16 protein-coding genes are annotated in these 18914 nt (G+C 60.8%); 14 read left to right on the forward strand and 2 right to left on the reverse strand.

What is annotated here, in order from left to right:
- The first annotated feature begins 31 nt into the window (after positions 1-31).
- From AC13RE_RS12770 to AC13RE_RS12780, 3 genes are all read left to right on the forward strand, one after another.
- Positions 32-1240 carry an acetyl-CoA C-acetyltransferase gene (locus AC13RE_RS12770; protein ID WP_488563197.1) on the forward strand — a complete coding sequence of 403 codons (1209 nt, stop codon included), beginning with the start codon at positions 32-34 and terminating at the stop codon, positions 1238-1240.
- Positions 1241-1253: 13 nt separating this feature from the next.
- Positions 1254-3464 carry a 3-hydroxyacyl-CoA dehydrogenase NAD-binding domain-containing protein gene (locus tag AC13RE_RS12775; RefSeq protein WP_488563198.1) on the forward strand — a complete coding sequence of 737 codons (2211 nt, stop codon included), beginning with the start codon at positions 1254-1256 and terminating at the stop codon, positions 3462-3464.
- Between the two features lie 272 nt (positions 3465-3736).
- Entirely contained in the window at positions 3737-5008 is a 1272-nt protein-coding gene (locus AC13RE_RS12780) for a hypothetical protein (protein WP_488563199.1), read from the forward strand.
- Here the strand turns inward: AC13RE_RS12780 and AC13RE_RS12785 are convergent.
- Positions 4984-6216, reverse strand: a complete 1233-nt coding sequence (locus AC13RE_RS12785; RefSeq protein ID WP_488563200.1) for an MFS transporter — start codon at positions 6214-6216, stop codon at positions 4984-4986. The genes AC13RE_RS12780 and AC13RE_RS12785 overlap by 25 nt on opposite strands.
- A gap of 136 nt (positions 6217-6352) precedes the next feature.
- Between AC13RE_RS12785 and AC13RE_RS12790 the strand changes: the two genes are divergently transcribed.
- The 4 genes from AC13RE_RS12790 to galE all read left to right on the forward strand — a co-directional run bounded on the left by AC13RE_RS12790 (position 6353) and on the right by galE (position 10352).
- Positions 6353-6919, forward strand: a complete 567-nt coding sequence (locus AC13RE_RS12790; RefSeq protein ID WP_488563201.1) for a TetR-like C-terminal domain-containing protein — start codon at positions 6353-6355, stop codon at positions 6917-6919.
- Between the two features lie 251 nt (positions 6920-7170).
- Positions 7171-7596, forward strand: a complete 426-nt coding sequence (gene mscL / locus AC13RE_RS12795) for a large conductance mechanosensitive channel protein MscL (RefSeq protein ID WP_112608065.1) — start codon at positions 7171-7173, stop codon at positions 7594-7596.
- Positions 7597-7741: 145 nt separating this feature from the next.
- Positions 7742-8908, forward strand: a complete 1167-nt coding sequence (locus AC13RE_RS12800) for a pyridoxal phosphate-dependent aminotransferase (RefSeq protein ID WP_488563202.1) — start codon at positions 7742-7744, stop codon at positions 8906-8908.
- A gap of 406 nt (positions 8909-9314) precedes the next feature.
- Complete coding sequence (gene galE / locus AC13RE_RS12805) at positions 9315-10352, forward strand: UDP-glucose 4-epimerase GalE (RefSeq protein ID WP_488563203.1); 1038 nt, start codon at positions 9315-9317, stop codon at positions 10350-10352.
- Positions 10353-10366: 14 nt separating this feature from the next.
- Here the strand turns inward: galE and AC13RE_RS12810 are convergent, their stop codons facing one another.
- Positions 10367-11293 (reverse strand): LysR family transcriptional regulator, encoded by a 927-nt coding sequence (locus AC13RE_RS12810; RefSeq protein ID WP_488563204.1) that lies wholly within the window; start codon positions 11291-11293, stop codon positions 10367-10369.
- A gap of 171 nt (positions 11294-11464) precedes the next feature.
- On the opposite strand from AC13RE_RS12810, the gene AC13RE_RS12815 reads away from it, so the two are divergent.
- From AC13RE_RS12815 to AC13RE_RS12845, 7 genes are all read left to right on the forward strand, one after another.
- A complete protein-coding gene (locus AC13RE_RS12815; RefSeq protein ID WP_132715791.1) occupies positions 11465-12673 on the forward strand; it encodes an ABC transporter substrate-binding protein in 1209 nt (402 codons plus the stop codon).
- A gap of 15 nt (positions 12674-12688) precedes the next feature.
- Positions 12689-13471 (forward strand): ABC transporter ATP-binding protein, encoded by a 783-nt coding sequence (locus AC13RE_RS12820; RefSeq protein ID WP_488563205.1) that lies wholly within the window; start codon positions 12689-12691, stop codon positions 13469-13471.
- 2 nt (positions 13472-13473) lie between these two features.
- A complete protein-coding gene (locus AC13RE_RS12825) occupies positions 13474-14175 on the forward strand; it encodes an ABC transporter ATP-binding protein (RefSeq protein ID WP_488563206.1) in 702 nt (233 codons plus the stop codon).
- A 3-nt stretch (positions 14176-14178) separates the two neighbouring features.
- Positions 14179-15066 carry a branched-chain amino acid ABC transporter permease gene (locus AC13RE_RS12830; protein WP_015338767.1) on the forward strand — a complete coding sequence of 296 codons (888 nt, stop codon included), beginning with the start codon at positions 14179-14181 and terminating at the stop codon, positions 15064-15066.
- A gap of 1 nt (position 15067) precedes the next feature.
- Positions 15068-16051 (forward strand): branched-chain amino acid ABC transporter permease, encoded by a 984-nt coding sequence (locus AC13RE_RS12835; RefSeq protein ID WP_488563207.1) that lies wholly within the window; start codon positions 15068-15070, stop codon positions 16049-16051.
- Positions 16052-16213: 162 nt separating this feature from the next.
- The gene (locus AC13RE_RS12840; protein ID WP_488563208.1) at positions 16214-17809 is read left to right on the forward strand and encodes a GMC family oxidoreductase; all 1596 of its coding nucleotides are present in this window, start codon (positions 16214-16216) and stop codon (positions 17807-17809) included.
- Positions 17810-17848: 39 nt separating this feature from the next.
- On the forward strand, positions 17849-18907 hold the full coding sequence (locus AC13RE_RS12845) for an enoyl-CoA hydratase/isomerase family protein (RefSeq protein WP_488563209.1): 1059 nt from the start codon (positions 17849-17851) through the stop codon (positions 18905-18907).
- Positions 18908-18914: the final 7 nt, after the last annotated feature.

Genomic DNA, 18914 nt, shown 5'->3' on the forward strand with positions numbered 1-18914 from the left:
GGCGGCGTTAGCTGCTGCAGGGAGATGAGACATGACCGAGGTTTTCATTTACGACCACGTGCGCACGCCGCGCGGGCGCGGCAAGAAGGATGGGTCGCTGCATGAAGTGCCGTCCGTGCGCCTTGCCGCCAAGACGCTCGAGGCGATCCGCGACCGCAACGGCCTCGATACCGCAACGGTTGACGACATCATTATGGGCTGCGTCGATCCGATCATGGAAGCCGGCGCCGTCATCCCGAGGGGTGCTGCCTTCGAGGCCGGCTATTCCACCAAGGCGCCTGGCATGCAGATTTCGCGTTTCTGCGCCTCCGGCCTCGATGCCGTAAATTTTGGTGCGGCGAAGATCGCTCAAGGGGCTGACGATATCGTCATTGCCGGCGGTGTCGAAAGCATGTCGCGCGTCGGCCTGGGCATGTCTGGCGGTGCCTGGTTCATGGATCCCTCCGTCAATTTCCCGGCCTATTTCATGCCGCAGGGCGTGTCGGCCGATCTCATCGCCACCAAATACGGCTTCTCGCGCGATGACGTCGATGCCTATGCCGTCGAGAGCCAGAAGCGTGCCGCCCATGCCTGGGAAAAGGGCTATTTCAAGAATTCGGTCATTCCGGTGAAGGATATCAACGGCATGACCATTCTCGACCGCGACGAGCACATGCGTCCCGGCACCGATATGCAGGCGCTTGCTTCGCTCAATCCGTCCTTCCAGCTCCCGGGCGAAATGGGCGGTTTCGAGGCCGTCGGTATCCAGGCGCATCCGGAAGTCGAACGCATCAACTATGTCCATCATGCCGGCAATTCCTCCGGCATCGTCGATGGCGCCGCTGCCGTGCTGCTCGGCTCCAAGGCGGGCGGTGAGAGCATGGGCTTGAAGCCGCGCGGCCGCATCAAGGCCTTCGCCAATATCGGCTCCGACCCGGCACTGATGCTGACTGGCCCGGTTGACGTCACCGAAAAGCTGTTGAAGCGCAGCGGCCTGACGCTCGCCGATATCGACCTCTTCGAGCTCAACGAAGCTTTCGCCGCTGTGGTGCTGCGCTACATGCAGGCGTTTGACATCTCGCACGACAAGATCAACGTCAATGGCGGTGCGATCGCCATGGGCCATCCGCTCGGCGCGACCGGCGCGATGATCCTCGGCACCGTACTCGACGAGCTGGAACGCCGCGATCTTAACACGGCATTGGTGACGCTCTGCATCGGCGCCGGCATGGGCACCGCCACGATCGTCGAACGTGTCTGAGGAGGGGAAACCAATGGCTTACACGAATTTCACCGTCGAAACCGACGCAGACGGCATCGCGCTCGTCACCTGGGACATGCCCGGCAAGTCCATGAATGTCTTCACCGCCGAGATCCTCGAAGAGCTGAACGCCATCATCGACGCGACCGTCGCCGATGTGGCCGTCAAGGGCGTGGTCTTCACCTCTGGCAAGTCTTCCTTCTCCGGCGGCGCCGATCTTTCGATGATCAAGTCGATGTTCTCCTTCTATCAGGAGGAAAAGGCGAAGGACCCGGCAGCGGCCACGCAGAAGCTCTTCGATCTCGTCGGGCGTATGACAGGCCTGTTCCGCAAGCTCGAAACCTGCGGCAAGCCCTGGGTCTCGGCCATCAACGGCACCTGCATGGGCGGCGCTTTCGAGCTGTCGCTTGCCTGCCACGGCCGCGTCGCGTCGAGCGCCAAGAGCGTCAAGATCGCGCTGCCTGAGGTCAAGGTCGGCATCTTCCCCGGCGCCGGCGGCACACAGCGCATCGCGCGGCTGACGGATGCGCAATCCGCCCTGCAGATGATGACGACAGGCCAGTCGCTGACGGCCGCGCGCGCCAAGGCGATGAACCTCGTGCATCAGGTGGTCGAGCCGGATCAGCTGATCCCCGCCGCCAAGCAGATGATCAAGGATGGTTTGAAGCCGGTGGCACCCTGGGACGAAAAGGGCTTCAAGGCACCGGGCGGCGGCATTTGGACGCCGGCCGCAGCCCAGCTCTGGCCGGCAGCGCCTGCTATCTTGCGTCGCGAGACATCGGGCAACTATCCGGCAGCGCTCGCCATCCTCAAATGCGTCTATGAAGGCCTGCAGGTTCCCTTCGATACCGGCCTGAAGATCGAGCAGCGCTATTTCACGCATGTGCTGCAGACCACCGAAGCCTATTCGATGATCCGTTCGCTGTTCATCTCCATGCAGGAACTCGGCAAGGGCGCCCGCCGTCCGGCCGGACAGCCGAAGACGGAGCTGAAGAAGATCGGCGTCGTCGGCGCCGGTTTCATGGGCGCATCGATTGCCTATGTTACCGCGGCCGCCGGCATTCCCGTCACGCTGATCGACCGCGATATCGAAGCCGCAACCAAGGGCAAGGGCGTCGGCGAGGGGCTGGTCAAGGATTCGATCGGTAAGGGAAGATTAACGCAAGACGAGGGTGCGGCACTGCTCTCGCGCATTACGCCATCGGCCGATTATGCCGACCTGAAGGATGCCGACCTCGTCATCGAGGCAGTGTTCGAAGATCGCGAAGTCAAGAAGGCCGTCATCGAGGCCGTCGAAGCCGTGCTGCCCGCCGGCGCCGTCTTCGCCTCCAACACTTCGACGCTGCCCATCACGGGCCTTGCCAAGAATTCCAAGCGTCCGGCCGATTTTATCGGCGTCCACTTCTTCTCGCCGGTCGAGAAGATGATGCTGACGGAAGTTATTCTCGGCAAGGAAACGGGCGATCATGCGCTCGCTGTCGCACTCGATTACGTCGCCGCTATCAAAAAGACCCCGATCGTCGTCAACGACACGCGCGGCTTCTTCGTCAATCGCTGCGTCTTCCGCTACATCCACGAAGCCTATGACATGCTGATCGAAGGCGTACCCGCTGCCATGATCGAGAATGCCGCCAAGATGGCCGGCATGCCCGTTGGGCCGCTGGCGCTCAACGATGAAGTTGCCATCGATCTCTCCTACAAGATCCTGAAGGCGACGGTTGCCGATCTCGGCGAGAAGGCTGTCGATCCGCGTCACATGCAGCTAGTTAGCGGTCTCGTCGAAGGCGAGGGACGCCTGGGCCGGAAGAACGCCAAGGGCTTCTACGACTATCCGCCGAAGCCGGCGAAGAAGTCGCTCTGGCCAGGCCTTAAGGATCTCTATCCGCAAAAGAAAGCCGACGAGGTCGATGTCAACGTGCTGAAGCAGCGCTTCCTCGTGACCATCGCGCTCGAAGCCGCGCGCACCATGGAAGAGGGCATCGTCACCGATCCGCGCGAGGCCGACGTCGGCTCCATCCTCGGCTTCGGCTTCGCCCCCTATACCGGCGGCGCGCTGTCCTACATCGACGGCATGGGCGTGAAGGCTTTCGTGGAACTCTGCGAAAAGCTCGCTGCCGCCTACGGCTCGCACTTCCAGCCGACAGCGCTGCTGAAGGACATGGCTGCAAAGGGCGAGACCTTCTACGGGCGCTTCGATCCCTACCGCGCCGCGAAAGCCGCGTAAGACAATAGGTTGTTACTGACGACCAATAACGGGCCGCGCCCCTGTCGGGAGCGGCCTTTTTGTTTGCCATTGCGTGCGGCTGATCGGCTGCAATCAGACGATGTCGCGAACCGTTGGAAATCGAACCGGAAGGTCACCTCTTCCAGAGTGATGCTTGAGAGCGCTGAACCGCTCATGGTTGTGGATATCGGCACTGCCGCTACGCAGAGAGGCTGTATTGTCAAGCTCGGCGGCTGGTAGTCTTCATCATCGCAACAATGATAGGTCGATAGATGTCGCTGAAAGCAGTCTGGATGTTTTTGACTGGGCGGTGGGGCCATGTCGCCCTTGCCGTACTGGCATGGCTGGCCTACGGGGCGTTCTTGTCATCGCCGCTCCTGGCTCAGGATGCAGCGGTCGCGCCCTCCAAGCCAGCTGAGCTGAGTGCCGGCGCGCGCCTGCAAGCGATCACCGATGGGCTGATGCGGGCGTTCGACGTCGGCCCGGATTTGAATCCGCAAACCATCTTCAAGATACTGCCCGGCGATTGGGCCAATATACCGCCGGATTTCTATCCCGACGATGTTCCCGCAGACGCTCCGAAAATGCTGTGCGCGGGTATAAGAACGCATTTCAACCAACCTCGCTCGGGCAATTCGATCTTTGACGGCTGGATCGGCCGGGAGGGCTCAAGTCGGTTTGAGCTGCGTCTGACAGGTGGTGGCAATTTCTATTGGATATCCAACGTTCAAGATGAGATGCAACGGCTCGGTCTCGATAAATCCACGGACGCAGCGATGGCACTTCAGCGCGGACTGCTGATGCAAAGGAGCGTTCAAGAGGGAGGCATCTTGCCGCTCAGTAATGATGTCGTCGTCATTACAAACACGGCAGAACCTTCCAGGATGAGTTTCTGGGTGAGATGCCTCAGCGACCCGGAAGATAGCGCGAGAAACGCGCGAAATATTCAGCTCGTGAATACGATGAAGAAAAGAATGACAGCACAGGCCGCGTTTCTATCCTATGGCGCGGATGGATCGGTACCTTTCGTGCAGAAAATGCAAGGTGCTTGGACAATAGTCGACGAACTCTCCCGGTCCGATATCAGGAACAGAACGGTCTCGGATTTCTGCCACATCCGCCGTATCGAAATGAAGGCGGAGCATCAGCCCCTGCCGATCCTGACGGCGCATGTTGCAGATACCTCCTCTTCGGAAGACCGTCCGGTGCCGGCGGCGCAGGATGAATTTGAACTGCGGCTTGCGGGCGATCGCGAGCTTTTGCGCGTACCACTTCACGATCCGATGCTGGACGTGAAGCAGCATGCGGAACGTTTCCATGTTCCGCCTGTCGGTGGGACAAGCGTCATCGCTGAGCGGCAGCGAAAGGAGGCTATCGCGTGGTATCGTCGGGCGGCTTTATCGTCAGCGTTGCCGGTTAATCTTGTTCCCGTTGACGAGGATACTTTGGTGGAAAGCGCAACCAGCGCGTGGGGCAAGACGCGTGAGCCGTACGGCACTGGTATCGAAGTCTTCAAGCGCTACTGGCTGCGTTGCCCGGCTTGACCTCGCTCAACTGCTTTCTCTTGCCCCGCCCTCAACGCAACGACACCCCAGCCGATAAGCAGAAGGATTGCCGCCGCGTAGATGTCGGCGGCTTCGGCAAATCCAAGCGCTTTCGACAGGAAGCCTGCCAGGATGGCGGGGACGCTGAAGGCAAGGTAGCTCTGGATGTAGAAGGCCGAAAGCAGCCCGGCGCGCTCGTCGGGCTTGGCCAGCGGCATGATGCTTCTCACCGTGCCGAGGAAAGCTGCCCCGAAGCCCGAGCCGGCAATCAGAGTTCCGAGCGCGAGGATCGACACTTCGGCCGCATGCATGCCGGCGATGATGGTCAGTATGCCGAGGCTCATGGTCGGTATGCCGAACTTCATGATCACGGTGGCGGATCTCCGGCGCAGCAGGAAGACGGCGGCGGCGCCGCTGATCGTCAAGGCTGCGACCACGGAGCCGCCGACCAGTGGCGCCGTGCTGCCGGTCGTCGCGCTGACCAGCGAAGGCACCAGCGACAGATAGAAGCCGGCAAGCGCCCAGACGGCAATATTGATCGGCGTCAGCGCCAGCAGTGTCCGGCGTGCCTGCTTGGGAACGGCGACTTCCGGCTTCAACGATGCGAATACGCCGGGCCGTCGGCTCGTTGTTTCCGGCACCATCCATAGCAGCGCGGCTTGCAGCGTCAGCAGGGCAAGCGTGACGATATAGACGAGCACGGTCGGGGCCGGCGCGAACTGGATCAGCAGGCTCGTGCCGATCGCGCCGATCGCCATGCCGGCAAGCGGGGCAAGACTGTTGGTGATCGATCCCCTGATCGGATCGAGATCGACAAGGGCGGCGCCGATCGAACTGATGGCGGTGCCCGTCGCAAAGCCCTGCACGATGCGGGCGGCAATAAGCCAATCCGGACCTCGAGCCATTAAAAATAGCGCTGTGGCCACCATATTGAGGAGGATCGATGTGAAGATCACCGGTCGGCGCCCGAGATGGTCCGAAATCGAGCCAACGATGAGCAGTGCGGCGAGAAGGGAGAAGGCATAGACGGCGAAGATCACCGTGAGCAGCACCGGCGAGAAGGCGAAGGCCTGCTGATAAAGGCGGTAGAGAGGCGTCGGTGCGGATGAGGCAGCCAAAAACAAGGCGCTGGTTGCGGCATAATAGTACGGCGCCAGGCGTCTGGCGGGTGAAATCGGAGCGCTGGCGGTGGAATCGAGTTCGGTCATCGACTATATCCTACCTAAAGCTAAAAGATTGCGTTAGGCGGATATAGGGTGCCTGGCGTATAAAAGCAAATAATTTGCGTTAGTGGATGCCTTTGGTCATTCGCGATCCGCAAAAAGGGAAAATTGGCAAGGGCTTATGGGCTATAGAGAAAATCCCCGCCCCGGCGGGCGCAGCGCCAGAGTGCAGGCGGCCGTGCATCAATCCGTCCGCGACATGCTGGCAACCATGGATCGCGCCGATGTAACGATCCCCCTGATCGCGCAGCGCGCCAATGTCACGCCGTCGACGATCTACCGCCGCTGGGGCGACCTTCAAAAGCTTCTGGCGGATGTTGCCGCCTCGCGCCTGCAGCCCGAAGGCGAGCCCGCCAGGATCGGCAGCGCCCGCGAGGATCTGGAAGCCTGGGTCGAGCAATATGCCGATGAAATGGCTTCGGGAGTCGGACGGCAGCTGCTGCGCGATGTTCTCGCGGTGTCCGATAACGCAAACGCCGAAAAATGCTGCACCTATACACGCTGTCAATTGAGCGTGTTCATTGCGCGGGCGGAGGCAGCTGGCGAGCCCTTTCCGGCCCTGGCGGAGCTGATGGATCACGTCATCTCACCGATCATCTATCGCATTCTCTTCGACCAGGCGCCCGATCCCCACTACGTTCGCAAGCTCGTCGCGAAGGTGATGCGGGAGAGTGTGGTCAGCGCTTGAAGCGCGGCCGACAATGCCGAATGACTCACCCGAGATCCCCTGGGGTACATCCAGCGGCTTCGGCTTGGTTGCTCGCAACTGACGAACAAGTTGCAGAATATATGCACCTTTAAGTTGCTTAAGTGGCGAAATTATCATGGGATATGCATGCCTGGGCAAGCTCCCAGGTCAATTTCCTATTGAAAAATAAGGAAAAAGATGGTGCTAATTATTAAGAGCGAATTCAACGGCAACGCGAAGGGGACTGCTCAATGCTTAATGAATTCAAGGCATTTATCGCTAAAGGCAACGTCATGGACCTTGCGGTCGGCGTGATCATCGGCGGCGCTTTCGGCGGCATCGTGAAATCGCTGGTTGACGATATCATCATGCCGATCGTCGGCGCGATTTTCGGCGGCTTCGATTTTTCGAACTACTTCATCGGCCTCGCCTCCGGTGTCAACGCACCGACGCTCGCTGCGGCCCGTGCCCAGGGCGCGGTTCTTGCCTACGGCAGCTTCATCACCGTCCTCATCAATTTCCTCATTCTCGCCTGGATCATCTTCCTGATGGTCAAGGGCGTCAACGCGCTGCGTGCGCAAGTCGAGCGTAAGGATGACAAGGTCGCCGAAGCGGCACCGCCGCCGGCTGATGTCCAGTTGCTGACGGAGATCCGCGACCTTCTCGCCAAGCGCTGACTCGCTTTGCTCGACTCTTTTTGCAAGCCCCGGTCCATGCGAGGACTGGGGCTTTATTCATCACCAAAATCGATTGGTCACTAAGGCAAAGTCATGGGATTTGTCCGCCGCTCTGCTTTATGAAGGCGGAAACCGGAGACTTTGCATGTCGATATTGAATAGCCTCAGCCCGCGCGCGCTTGCAGCGCCCGAAAGCGGGATCGTCGAAGTGGTCAATTATGCCCGTGGCCGTGAGGGCCTGCTGCCGCTCTGGGTCGGCGAGGGCGATCTGCCGACGCCGGATTTCATCAATCGTGCCGCCATGGCCTCGCTCAACGCCGGCGAGACCTTCTACACCTGGCAACGCGGCATTCCGGAACTGCGCCAGGCGCTCGCCGATTATTATGGCCGGCATTTCGGCACCTCGCTGCCGATGGAGAACTTCTATGTCGTCGGCTCCGGCATGCAGGCGATTCAGCTATCCGTGCAGGCCATCACCGCTCCCGGCGACGAGATGGTTTATTTCTCCCCAGCCTGGCCGAACATCGCCGCTGCGCTCGAGATCGCAGGCGCTCGCTCCGTCGCCGTACCCTTACAATTCGACCATGGTAAATGGTCGCTCGATCTCGATCGGTTGGAAGCGGCGATTACGCCGAAGACCAAGGGCCTGTTCATCAATAGCCCATCCAATCCAACAGGCTGGACGGCGACCCATCAGGATCTCAGCGATATTCTCGCCTTAGCGCGCAAGCACGATCTCTGGATCATGGCCGACGAAATCTATGCGCTCTACTACTATGCCGGCGGCCGCGCGCCGAGCTTCCTCGACGTCAAGGAAGCCGACGACAAGATCCTGTTCGTCAATTCCTTCTCGAAGAACTGGTCGATGACCGGTTGGCGTGTTGGCTGGATCGTCGCACCCGCTGAGCTCGGGCAGGTGATCGAAAACCTCGTGCAATATTCGACCTCGGGCGTTGCGCAGTTCATGCAGAGAGGCGCGGTTGCGGCCTTGAACGAGGGCGATGATTTCGTCCGCTCCAATATCGAGAAGGCCACTCGCTCGCGGGATATCCTCTGCGACGCGCTGATCGCCACCAATCGCGTGCAGACGCTGAAGCCGGATGGCGCGCTCTACTCCTTCCTGAAGATCGATGGCGTGACCGACAGCCGCAAGGCCGCCATTGACATCGTCGACAAGACCGGGGTCGGCCTCGCGCCTGGGACGGCTTTCGGGTTAGGCGGCGAGCTCTTCATGCGCGCCTGCTTCCTGCGCGATCCGGTGCAGGTGGCGGATGCTGCGGAGCGGTTGAGCCGGTATATTTTGAGTTTGTAGGAGCGACCTGCGCGCTGCAACTAGCAGCGTTCGCTTTGGCCGGTCCTGATACCCCCCTCTGTCGCTATCGCGACATCTCCCCCACAAGGGGGGAGATTGGAAACTCGCGGTAGCCTCTCACACTCAACCAACATCATATCTGTTGAGCCAAAGCTTTATTGTTCATGCAGAGCGTGCGGCAAACTCCCAACGATCTCCCCCCCTTGTGGGGGAGATGTCACGAAGTGACAGAGGGGGGCGCATTCTCTAAGCGCACCATAGAGCCGATCCATAAAATGCAATCGATCCGCGAAAGCCCCCTCTAACCATTCCCGCAATCTTTCCCAGCAGACCTCCTGCTTTTAACCAATTTCGCAGGGGAAGCGGCCTCATATGGAGGCGGTAAGACTTGGCGGGGACGCGAAGAATGACTGTCTTGGTGACGGGCGGGGCCGGTTATATCGGCAGCCACATGGTGTGGAGATTGCTGGACGCGGGAGAGGACGTTGTTGTCCTCGATCGTCTCTCCACGGGCTTTCGCTGGGCCGTTCCGCCGGCTGCCCGCTTCTATCTCGGCGATATCGCCGATGAAGCGCTCCTGCATCAGATTTTCGCCGAGAATAACATAGAGGCCATCATCCACTTCGCTGGCTCGGCCGTCGTCCCCGTATCGATCGAGGATCCTCTTGCCTATTACGAAAACAACACGGGCAAGACCCGCATCCTCATGAGCGCCGCCATCAGGGCCGACATCCGCCATTTCGTCTTTTCGTCCACCGCCGCTGTTTATGGCCAGCAGCCGGCGGACAGGCCGGTCGGCGAGGATGCGCCGCTGCGGCCTGAATCCCCCTATGGGCAATCCAAGCTGATGTCCGAGCTGATGCTGCGCGATGCCGCTGCTGCCTATGATTTCCGCTATGTGGCGTTGCGTTATTTCAACGTGGCCGGCGCCGATCCCGAGGGAAGGGCGGGTCAGTCGACCAACGGCGCTACCCACCTCATCAAGGTCGCCTGCGAGGCCGCCCTCGGCCGCCGCGGTCAGGTTGATATCTACGGCACCGATTATGCGACGCATGACGGCACCGGCGTTCGCGACTATATCCACGTCAGCGATCTCGTCGAAGCGCATCTGATGGCATTGCGGCATCTGCGCGAAGACGGCCGCTCACTGGTTGCCAATTGCGGCTACGGCCAGGGCTATTCGGTTCTGGATGTGCTCAACATGGTCATGCGCGTCTACGGCCGTGCCTTCCGCATCCACATCGCTCCCCGGCGCGCCGGCGATATGGCCAGTATCGTCGCCGATGCGACGCTTGCTCGTCGCGAATTGGGATGGACGCCGAAATACAATGATCTGGAAATGATCGTGCGCTCGTCGCTTGATTGGGAGTTTCGCCTTGCCGAACGTGCGGGCTTCGACGCGGCGGGCGTCAGCAGGATCTACGCCGCTCCAAGCATGCTGTAACGCGACTGACGATCTCAGCTTTCCGGGCGTCTCCAGGGACCAAGAAAAGCCGGCGCATTCTTGCGCACGGCTTCCGCGAGAAAATCGATGACAGTGCGCACGCGTGGCGATTGGCGCAGGTCGCGGTGGCAGGTGATCCAGTAATGGCGCCTGAGATCCACCTCATGCGGCAGAACCACCTGCAGATCGGGATGCTTGCCGGCGATAAAAAACGGTAGCACGCACAGCCCCTGGCCATTCTTGGTCGCCGTCAGCTGCGCAAAGATGCTTGAGCTTTGGAATTGCGGCCTGATGCGGGGGTGGACGTCATCGAGATAATCCAGGCCGGGCGCAAAAATCATGTCCTCGATATAGCCGATGAAGGCGAAGTCCGGCAGGTCGTCACGGCTTTCGATCGGCGGATGGCGGGCGAGGTAGTTGCGCGATCCGTAGACCTGGAGGTGATAGTCGGTGAGCTTCTCGGTGAAGTAGGGCCCGGCCTTCGGCGGGTCGAGCACCACGACGATATCGGCCTCCTTGCGCGAGAGCGACATGATCTGCTGAATGGTGATCAGCTCGAGCGAAATATTCGGGTGTTTCGCAGTGAATTCCGGCAGGACGCCGGTGAAGAAGAAGTTTGAAAAACCCTCCGGCGCGCTGATGCGCACGACACCCCGTTGTGCTGCCGACCCCGCAGATAGATCGGCGCGGAGACGTTCGGTCTCCTGCTCCATATGCTCGGCCGTATCGACGAAGCGCTGCCCCATGCTGGTCAGCATGTAACCGCGTGGATTGCGCTCGAAGAGCTTGACCTTCAAGGCGAACTCCAGTCGGTCAATGCGCCGCGAGACCGTGGCGTGGCTGCTGCGCAATTGTCGCGCCGCGGTGGAAAGCTGCCCCGTTCGCGCAACGGCGAGGAAAAATTGCAAATCGTCCCAGGTAAAGTGCGGCGTACGCTTCATGCATCCTCCTCTGTTCAAAAATGAACAGACCTTGTTTGGAATTAATTGCAATCGCGACTTGCGTCAACGCGCGAATTCCGTGATCTTGGCGGTGGGAAAAGCCGTTTTGAGGAAAGCGGCTGGCCAATTTTGAACAGATTCGTTTTTGCCAAATCTCTGGGAGGAGAGGATATGCGAAAGAGTCTTATTGCGTCACTTGCATTTCTGCTTGCAGCCAGCACTGCGGCTTTCGCCGCTGGCCCGTCCGATGGTGTCGTCAAGATCGGCATCCTCAACGACCAGTCCGGCGTCTATGCGGATTTCGGTGGGAAATCATCGGTAGCGGCCGCCAAGATGGCCGCGGAGGATTTTGGCGGCAAGGTTCTCGGCGTGCCGATCGAGATCGTCGATGCCGACCACCAGAACAAGCCGGATATCGCCTCCAACATTGCCCGCCAATGGTACGACCAGGACAAGGTCGATGCCATCATGGAGCTGACGACCTCTTCGGTCGCGCTCGCCGTTCAGGCGGTTGGCAAGGAAAAGAAGAAGATCGACATCGTCACAGGTGCTGCGACCACCGATCTTACTGGCAAGCAATGCTCGCCCTATGGCTTCCATTGGGCTTATGACACGCATGCTCTCGCTGTCGGCACCGGCGGCGCGCTCGTCAAGCAGGGCGGCGACACCTGGTTCTTCCTGACGGCAGACTATGCTTTTGGCTATTCGCTCGAGCAGCAGACCGGCGATTTCGTCAAGGCAAGCGGCGGCAAGATCCTGGGCTCCGTCCGCCATCCGCTGTCGACGAATGATTTCTCATCCTTCCTGCTGCAGGCACAGTCGTCTGGCGCCAAGGTGATCGGTCTTGCCAATGCCGGCCTCGATACCTCCAACGCCATCAAGCAGGCCTCCGAATTCGGCATCACCCAGGGTGGCCAGCATCTGGCGGCACTGCTCTTCACGCTCGCAGAAGTTCACGGCCTCGGCCTGCAGGCGGCGCAGGGGCTGACGCTGACGGAAGGCTACTACTGGAACCTCGACGACAAGAGCCGCGAGTTCGGCAAGCGCTTCTTTGCCCGTACCGGCAAAATGCCGAACATGATCCATGCCGGCACTTATTCCGCCGTGATGCAGTATCTAAAGGCCGTGCAGAAGGCCGGCACGGATGATACCGACGCCGTTGCCAAGCAGCTGCACGAAATGCCGGTCGATGATTTCTTCGGCCGCGGCGGCACGGTCGGCGCCAACGGCCGCATGATCCACGACATGTATCTGCTTCAGGTGAAGAAGCCTGAGGAGAGCAAGGAGCCGTGGGATTATTTCAACGTGCTGGCAACGATCCCCGGCAAGGAAGCCTATATCGATCCGGCCAAGAGCGGCTGCGACCTCGTCAAGCAATAGGACACGGACCGGCCCATGGCGATGTCCGCGACACATCTGCATGAAGAGCCCCGGGTGGTTTTGTCCGCCCGGGGACTGCGCCGCGACTTCGGCGGCTTCACCGCCGTCAAGAATGTCGATCTTGACGTACATCATGCCCAGGTCCACGCGCTGATCGGCCCGAACGGCGCCGGCAAGACGACGGTGTTCAACCTTCTCACCAAGTTCCTGCAGCCGACGCATGGGACCATCACACTGCTCGGGACCGATATTACCAAGACGAGACCTGACAAGGTCGCGCGCATGGGCCTCGTGCGCTCCTTCCAGATTTCCGCCGTCTTCCCGCATCTGACGGTGCTGGACAATGTCCGCGTCGCCTTGCAGCGGCCGAGCAATCTCGCCCATCAGTTCTGGCGCCCGCTATCGGCCCTCGACAGCCTCAATGCCCGCGCCGAACAGCTCATTGCCTCCGTCGGCCTTTCGAAGGAGCGCAATGCCGTCGCTGCCGATCTTTCCTATGGCCGCAAGCGCGTGCTGGAGATTGCCACCACGCTCGCGCTCGATCCGAAGGTGCTGCTGCTCGATGAGCCGATGGCCGGCATGGGGCTGGAGGATGTAAACACGGTCTCCGCCATCATCCGCGACGTCGCGCGCGACAGGGCCGTGCTCATGGTGGAGCACAATCTCTCCGTCGTTGCCGATATCTGCCATCATGTCACGGTGCTGCAGCGCGGCGAGATCCTGGCTCAGGGCGATTACGCGACGGTCAGCCGCGATCCGCGCGTCCGCGAAGCTTATATGGGCACGGAGGAGGCTTGACGATGGCGCCGCTTCTCGACGTTCAGGGCCTCAATGCCTGGTATGGCGAAAGCCATATTCTGCACGGTGTCGATATGCGTGTGGGCGAGGGGGAGACCATCACCATCCTCGGCCGCAATGGTGTCGGCAAGACGACGACGCTGCGCACGATCGTCGGCATCGTTCGTGCCCGCAAGGGCAGGATCGCGTTTGCCGGCAAGGACATGATGCAGGTGCCGCTGCACAAGACTGCGCATCAGGGCATCGGCTTCGTGCCGGAAGAACGCGGCATCTTCTCGACGCTCAGCGTCTATGAAAACCTGATGCTGCCGCCGGTCGTCGCAGCAGGCGGTATGACGCTCGATGAGATCTTCGAGCTGTTTCCCAACCTGCATGAGCGGCGCAACAGCGTCGGCACCAGGCTTTCCGGCGGTGAGCAGCAGATGCTCGCCATGGCCCGCATCCTGCGCACCGGCGTCCGCATGCTGCTGCTCGACGAACCCACCGAGGGTCTCGCGCCCGTCATCGTCCAGCGCATCGGCGAAGTCCTGCAGAAGCTGAAAGGCCGCGGCATGACCATCTTGCTCGTCGAGCAGAATTTCCGCTTTGCGAGCCGCATCGCCGATCGCTTCTATGTGATGGATCACGGCCAGATGGTCTCGGAGTTCCCCGTTGGCGAACTCACAGAGCGCATGGATATGCTGCACAAGGTTCTGGGGGTCTGAGCCATGACGACGATATTCGGCATCCCCGCGCAGGCGCTTCTCGGTCAATTGCTGATCGGCCTCATCAACGGCTCCTTCTATGCGTTGCTGAGCCTCGGCCTGGCGATCATCTTCGGCATGTTGCGGGTCATCAATTTCGCCCATGGTGCGCTCTATATGCTCGGTGCCTTCACCGCCTATCTCTTGTTTGCCTATGCCGGCATCGGTTATTGGCCGGCCCTCGTTCTCGCGCCGCTGATCGTCGGCCTGTTCGGCGCTCTGGTCGAGCGGCTCTGCCTGCGCCGGCTCTACAGGATCGATCCGCTCTACGGATTGCTTTTCACCTTCGGCATGGCGCTGACCATCGAAGGAACCTTCCGCTATCTCTACGGCTCCTCCGGCCAGCCCTATGCCGTTCCGACGGAGCTGGCGGGCGCGAAGAATATCGGCTTCATGTTCCTGCCCGTCTATCGCGGCTGGGTGGTCATCGCCTCGCTGGTCGTCTGCATCGGCACCTGGCTGCTGATCGAGAAGACCAAGCTCGGCGCCTATCTGCGCGCGGCGACGGAAAATTCCACACTTGTGCAGGTCTTCGGCGTCAACGTGCCGGTGCTTCTGACGCTCACCTACGGTTTCGGCGTCGCGCTCGCCGCCTTTGCCGGCGTGCTGGCCGCGCCGATCTACCAGGTCTCGCCGCTGATGGGATCGAACATGATCATCATCGTCTTCGCCGTTGTGGTCGTCGGCGGCATGGGCTCGATCATGGGCGCGATCGTCACAGGCTATATGCTTGGGATTGCCGAAGGCCTCACCAAGGTTTTCTATCCTGAAGCCTCGAATATCGTCATCTTCGTGATCATGGCAATTGTGCTGCTTCTGAGGCCTGCAGGTCTCTTCGGTCGGGAGGCGTGATATGGCTGGATTAATCAGCTTGAGTTCCAAGGAGCGTCCGAAGCTTTCCGTGCAGAAGCTGCTTTTGGTTGTCGGCCTCGTCGGCCTGATCTGGGCGCCGTTCTTCATCTACCCGATCTTCGTCATGAAGGTGCTCTGCTTCGCGCTGTTTGCCTGTGCCTTCAATCTGCTGCTCGGCTATGCCGGCCTGCTCTCCTTCGGCCATGCCACCTTCTTCGGCGGCGCGGCCTATTTCACCGCCCACGCCGTGAAGGAATGGGGCCTGCCGCCTGAGCTCGGCATTTTGATCGGCGTTGCCGGGGCCTCGCTGCTCGGTCTTGTCATGGGCTTCGTCGCCATCCGGAGGCAAGGCATCTATTTCGCCATGATCACGCTGGCGCTCTCATACATGTTCTATTTCTTCTGCCTGCAGGCGGCATTTACCCATGGCGAGGACGGCATTCAGTCGGTTCCGCGCGGCTATCTCTTCGGCGTCCTCGACCTCAGCAACTCTTTGAACATGTATTATTTCGTCCTCGCCGTGTTTCTGATCGGCGTGCTGATCATCTGGCGTTTCATCAATTCGCCCTTCGGCATGATCCTGAAGTCGATCCGCGAGAACGAACAGCGGGCGATCTCGCTCGGCTATTCCGTCGCGCATTACAAGCTCGGCGCCTTCGTCATGTCGGCGGCGCTCGCCGGGCTTGCAGGAGCGGTCAAGGCGCTGGTCTTCCAGTTCGCGACGCTCACCGACGTCGCCTGGCAGATGTCCGGTGAAGTCATCCTTATGACGCTCCTCGGCGGCATCGGCACGCTGATCGGCCCGATTTTCGGTGCGGGCTTCGTGGCGACGCTGGAAAACTACCTGGCGACTTCCGAATTCCCCGTCACCATCATCACCGGCATCGTCTTCATGGTCTGCGTCCTGCTCTTCCGCCGCGGCGTCGTTGGCGAATTCTATGCCTCGCGGCTGGGACGGAAGCTGGGGTTCGAATATCGGCGCTAGCGATTTGAGTTTCCTTCTCCCCGCAGGCGGGGAGAAGGTGCCCGAAGGGCGGATGAGGGGCCTGCACTTATTCCTGCGAATACGGAATTTGCCGAGCCTTCCCGCCCCTCACCCTAACCCTCTCCTCGCATGCGGGGAGAGGGGGACGACAGAGTCTCTTGAATGGATCGCTTCGACTACATCATCATCGGTGCCGGCAGTGCCGGATGCGTGCTCGCCAACCGGCTCTCGGCCGACCGCAACAACAGGGTGCTGCTGCTGGAGGCCGGCGGCAACGACAATTACCATTGGATCCACATCCCGGTCGGCTATCTCTATTGCATCAACAATCCCCGCACCGACTGGTGCTTCACCACATCGCCGGAAGCGGGGCTGAATGGCCGGTCGCTGAACTATCCGCGCGGAAAGGTGCTCGGCGGCTGCTCCTCCATCAACGGCATGATCTATATGCGCGGCCAGGCGCGTGACTATGATCTCTGGCGCCAGCTCGGCTGCGCCGGCTGGGGTTGGGACGACGTGCTGCCCTATTTCGTCAAGTCCGAGGATCACTATCGCGGCAAGGACGAGATGCATGGCGCCGGCGGCGAATGGCGGGTGGAGAAGGCGCGCGTGCGCTGGGCCGTGCTCGATGCCTTCCAGGCAGCCGCCAAGGAGGCTGGCATCCCAGAAACGGCTGATTTCAATCGCGGCAACAACGAAGGTTCCGGCTATTTCGACGTCAACCAGCGCTCCGGCATTCGCTGGAACACCACGAAAGCTTTCCTGCGCCCGGCCATGAAGCGCGGCAATCTCACCGTCTATACCAAGGCGCAGGTCCGCCGGTTGATCGTCGAGGGGGATGCCGTGACCGGCGTCGAATTCCAACATGACGGCGTGGCGAAGCGCGTCTATGCCACCAAGGAAACGGTGCTCTCTGCCGGCTCCATCGGCTCGCCGCACATTCTCGAGCTCTCGGGAATCGGCCATGGCGAGGTGTTAAGTAGAGCCGGTATTGAGGTCGTGCGCGAGGTTCGGTCCGTCGGCGAAAACCTGCAGGATCATCTGCAGCTTCGCCTTGCCTACAAGGTGACCGGCGTGCCCACGTTGAACGAGAAGGCGACGAAGCTGTTCGGCAAAGCGGCGATCGGCCTCGAATATCTGGTTCGCCGTTCAGGCCCTATGGCGATGGCGCCGAGCCAGCTCGGTATCTTCACACGCTCCGGGCCGGACAAGGAAACGCCGGACCTGCAATATCACGTGCAGCCGGTCTCGCTCGACAGGTTCGGTGATCCCGTTCATCCCTTTCCAGCGATAACCGCAAGTGTCTGCAATCTCCGCCCTGAAAGCCGCGGCTCGGTGCATGTGCGCAGCCCCGATTTCGCCCTCCAACCGGCCATCAGCCCCAACTATCTTTCCGCAGCTCGCGACCGGGATATCGCCGTGCGCTCCATTCGCCTGACGCGGCGGATCGTGGCGCAGCCCTCCTTCGCCCGGTTCCGCCCGGAGGAGTTCAAGCCGGGGCCGGCCTATGAGACCGATGCCGATCTGGAGCGCGCTGCCGGCGATATCGGCACGACGATTTTCCATCCGGTCGGTACGTGCCGCATGGGCGGCGACGGGCAAAGCGTCGTCGACCCCCGCTTGCGGCTCAGAGCATTGGCAAGGCTGCGTATCGCCGACGCCTCCGTCATGCCGTCGATCACATCGGGCAACACCAATTCACCAACCATCATGATCGCCGAGAAGGCAGCCGAAATGATCCTTGCCGACAACAGATGAAGCCCTATTCATGGCTGGCAGCACGGACAGGAGATTTGCATGGATAGCACGGATGAAGTCATCATCGAGCGGCGCGGATCGGCGGGCATTGTCAGACTTAACCGCCCGAAGGCGCTGAACAGCCTGACATTGCCAATGGTGCGGGTCATTGCGCCGGCCCTGGAGGATTTCGCCGCAGATCCTGCGATCGCCAGCGTCATCGTCCTGGGCGAGGGGGAACGCGGCTTCTGCGCAGGCGGCGATATCCGCCTGCTGCATCGGAGCGGCAAGGAAAGCACCGATGAAGCGGAAATCTTCTGGCGCGAGGAGTTTCTGCTCAACCATGCCATCTCGCGCTATCCCAAACCCTATGTCGTGTTGATGGACGGCATTACCATGGGCGGCGGCGTCGGTCTGTCGGCCCATGGCAGCCATCGCGTCGTCACCGAACGCACGCGCCTTGCCATGCCCGAAACCGGCATCGGCTACTTCCCTGATGTCGGTGCCACTTGGCTCCTGCCGCACGCGCCGGGGGAGGCCGGCACTTGGATGGGTCTGACCGGACAGACCGTCGGCGCAGCCGATGTTATCCACGCCGGTTTTGCCGATCATCGTGTGGCATCCTCCGCATTGCCAGCCCTCATCGATGCGATAGCCGTGCTGCCCGCTGCGGCCTCTGCCGCAGACGTGCACGCCCTCATCAAAACGATGGCTGTAGATGCCGGCGAAAGCCGGCTCGCGGCAAACCGAGAGGTGATCGACCGGGCGTTTTCGGCAGACACGGTGGAGGAAATTCTGAAGGCTTTGGCGGATGAACCGGGAGAATTTGCCGCAGAAGCCGCAAGCGTGATTGCCAGCCGCTCGCCGACCAGCCTGAAGCTGACCTTGCGGCTGCTCAGGGCAGGGCGAACGAGCGTCGATTTGGCCGAATGCCTCAATCGTGAACTCGGCGCCTGCAAGGGCATATTGTATAATCACGATTTCTACGAGGGCGTGCGCGCCGCCGTCATCGACAAGGACCGCAATCCGAAATGGTCTCCGGCGAGCCTTTCCGAAGTGACGGCGGATGCCATCGACCGTTTCTTCATACCGGCGCAGCCACCGCTTTTCGCAAGATAACCGATCA

Source organism: Martinezella sp. CNPSo 3959 (assembly GCF_057784355.1).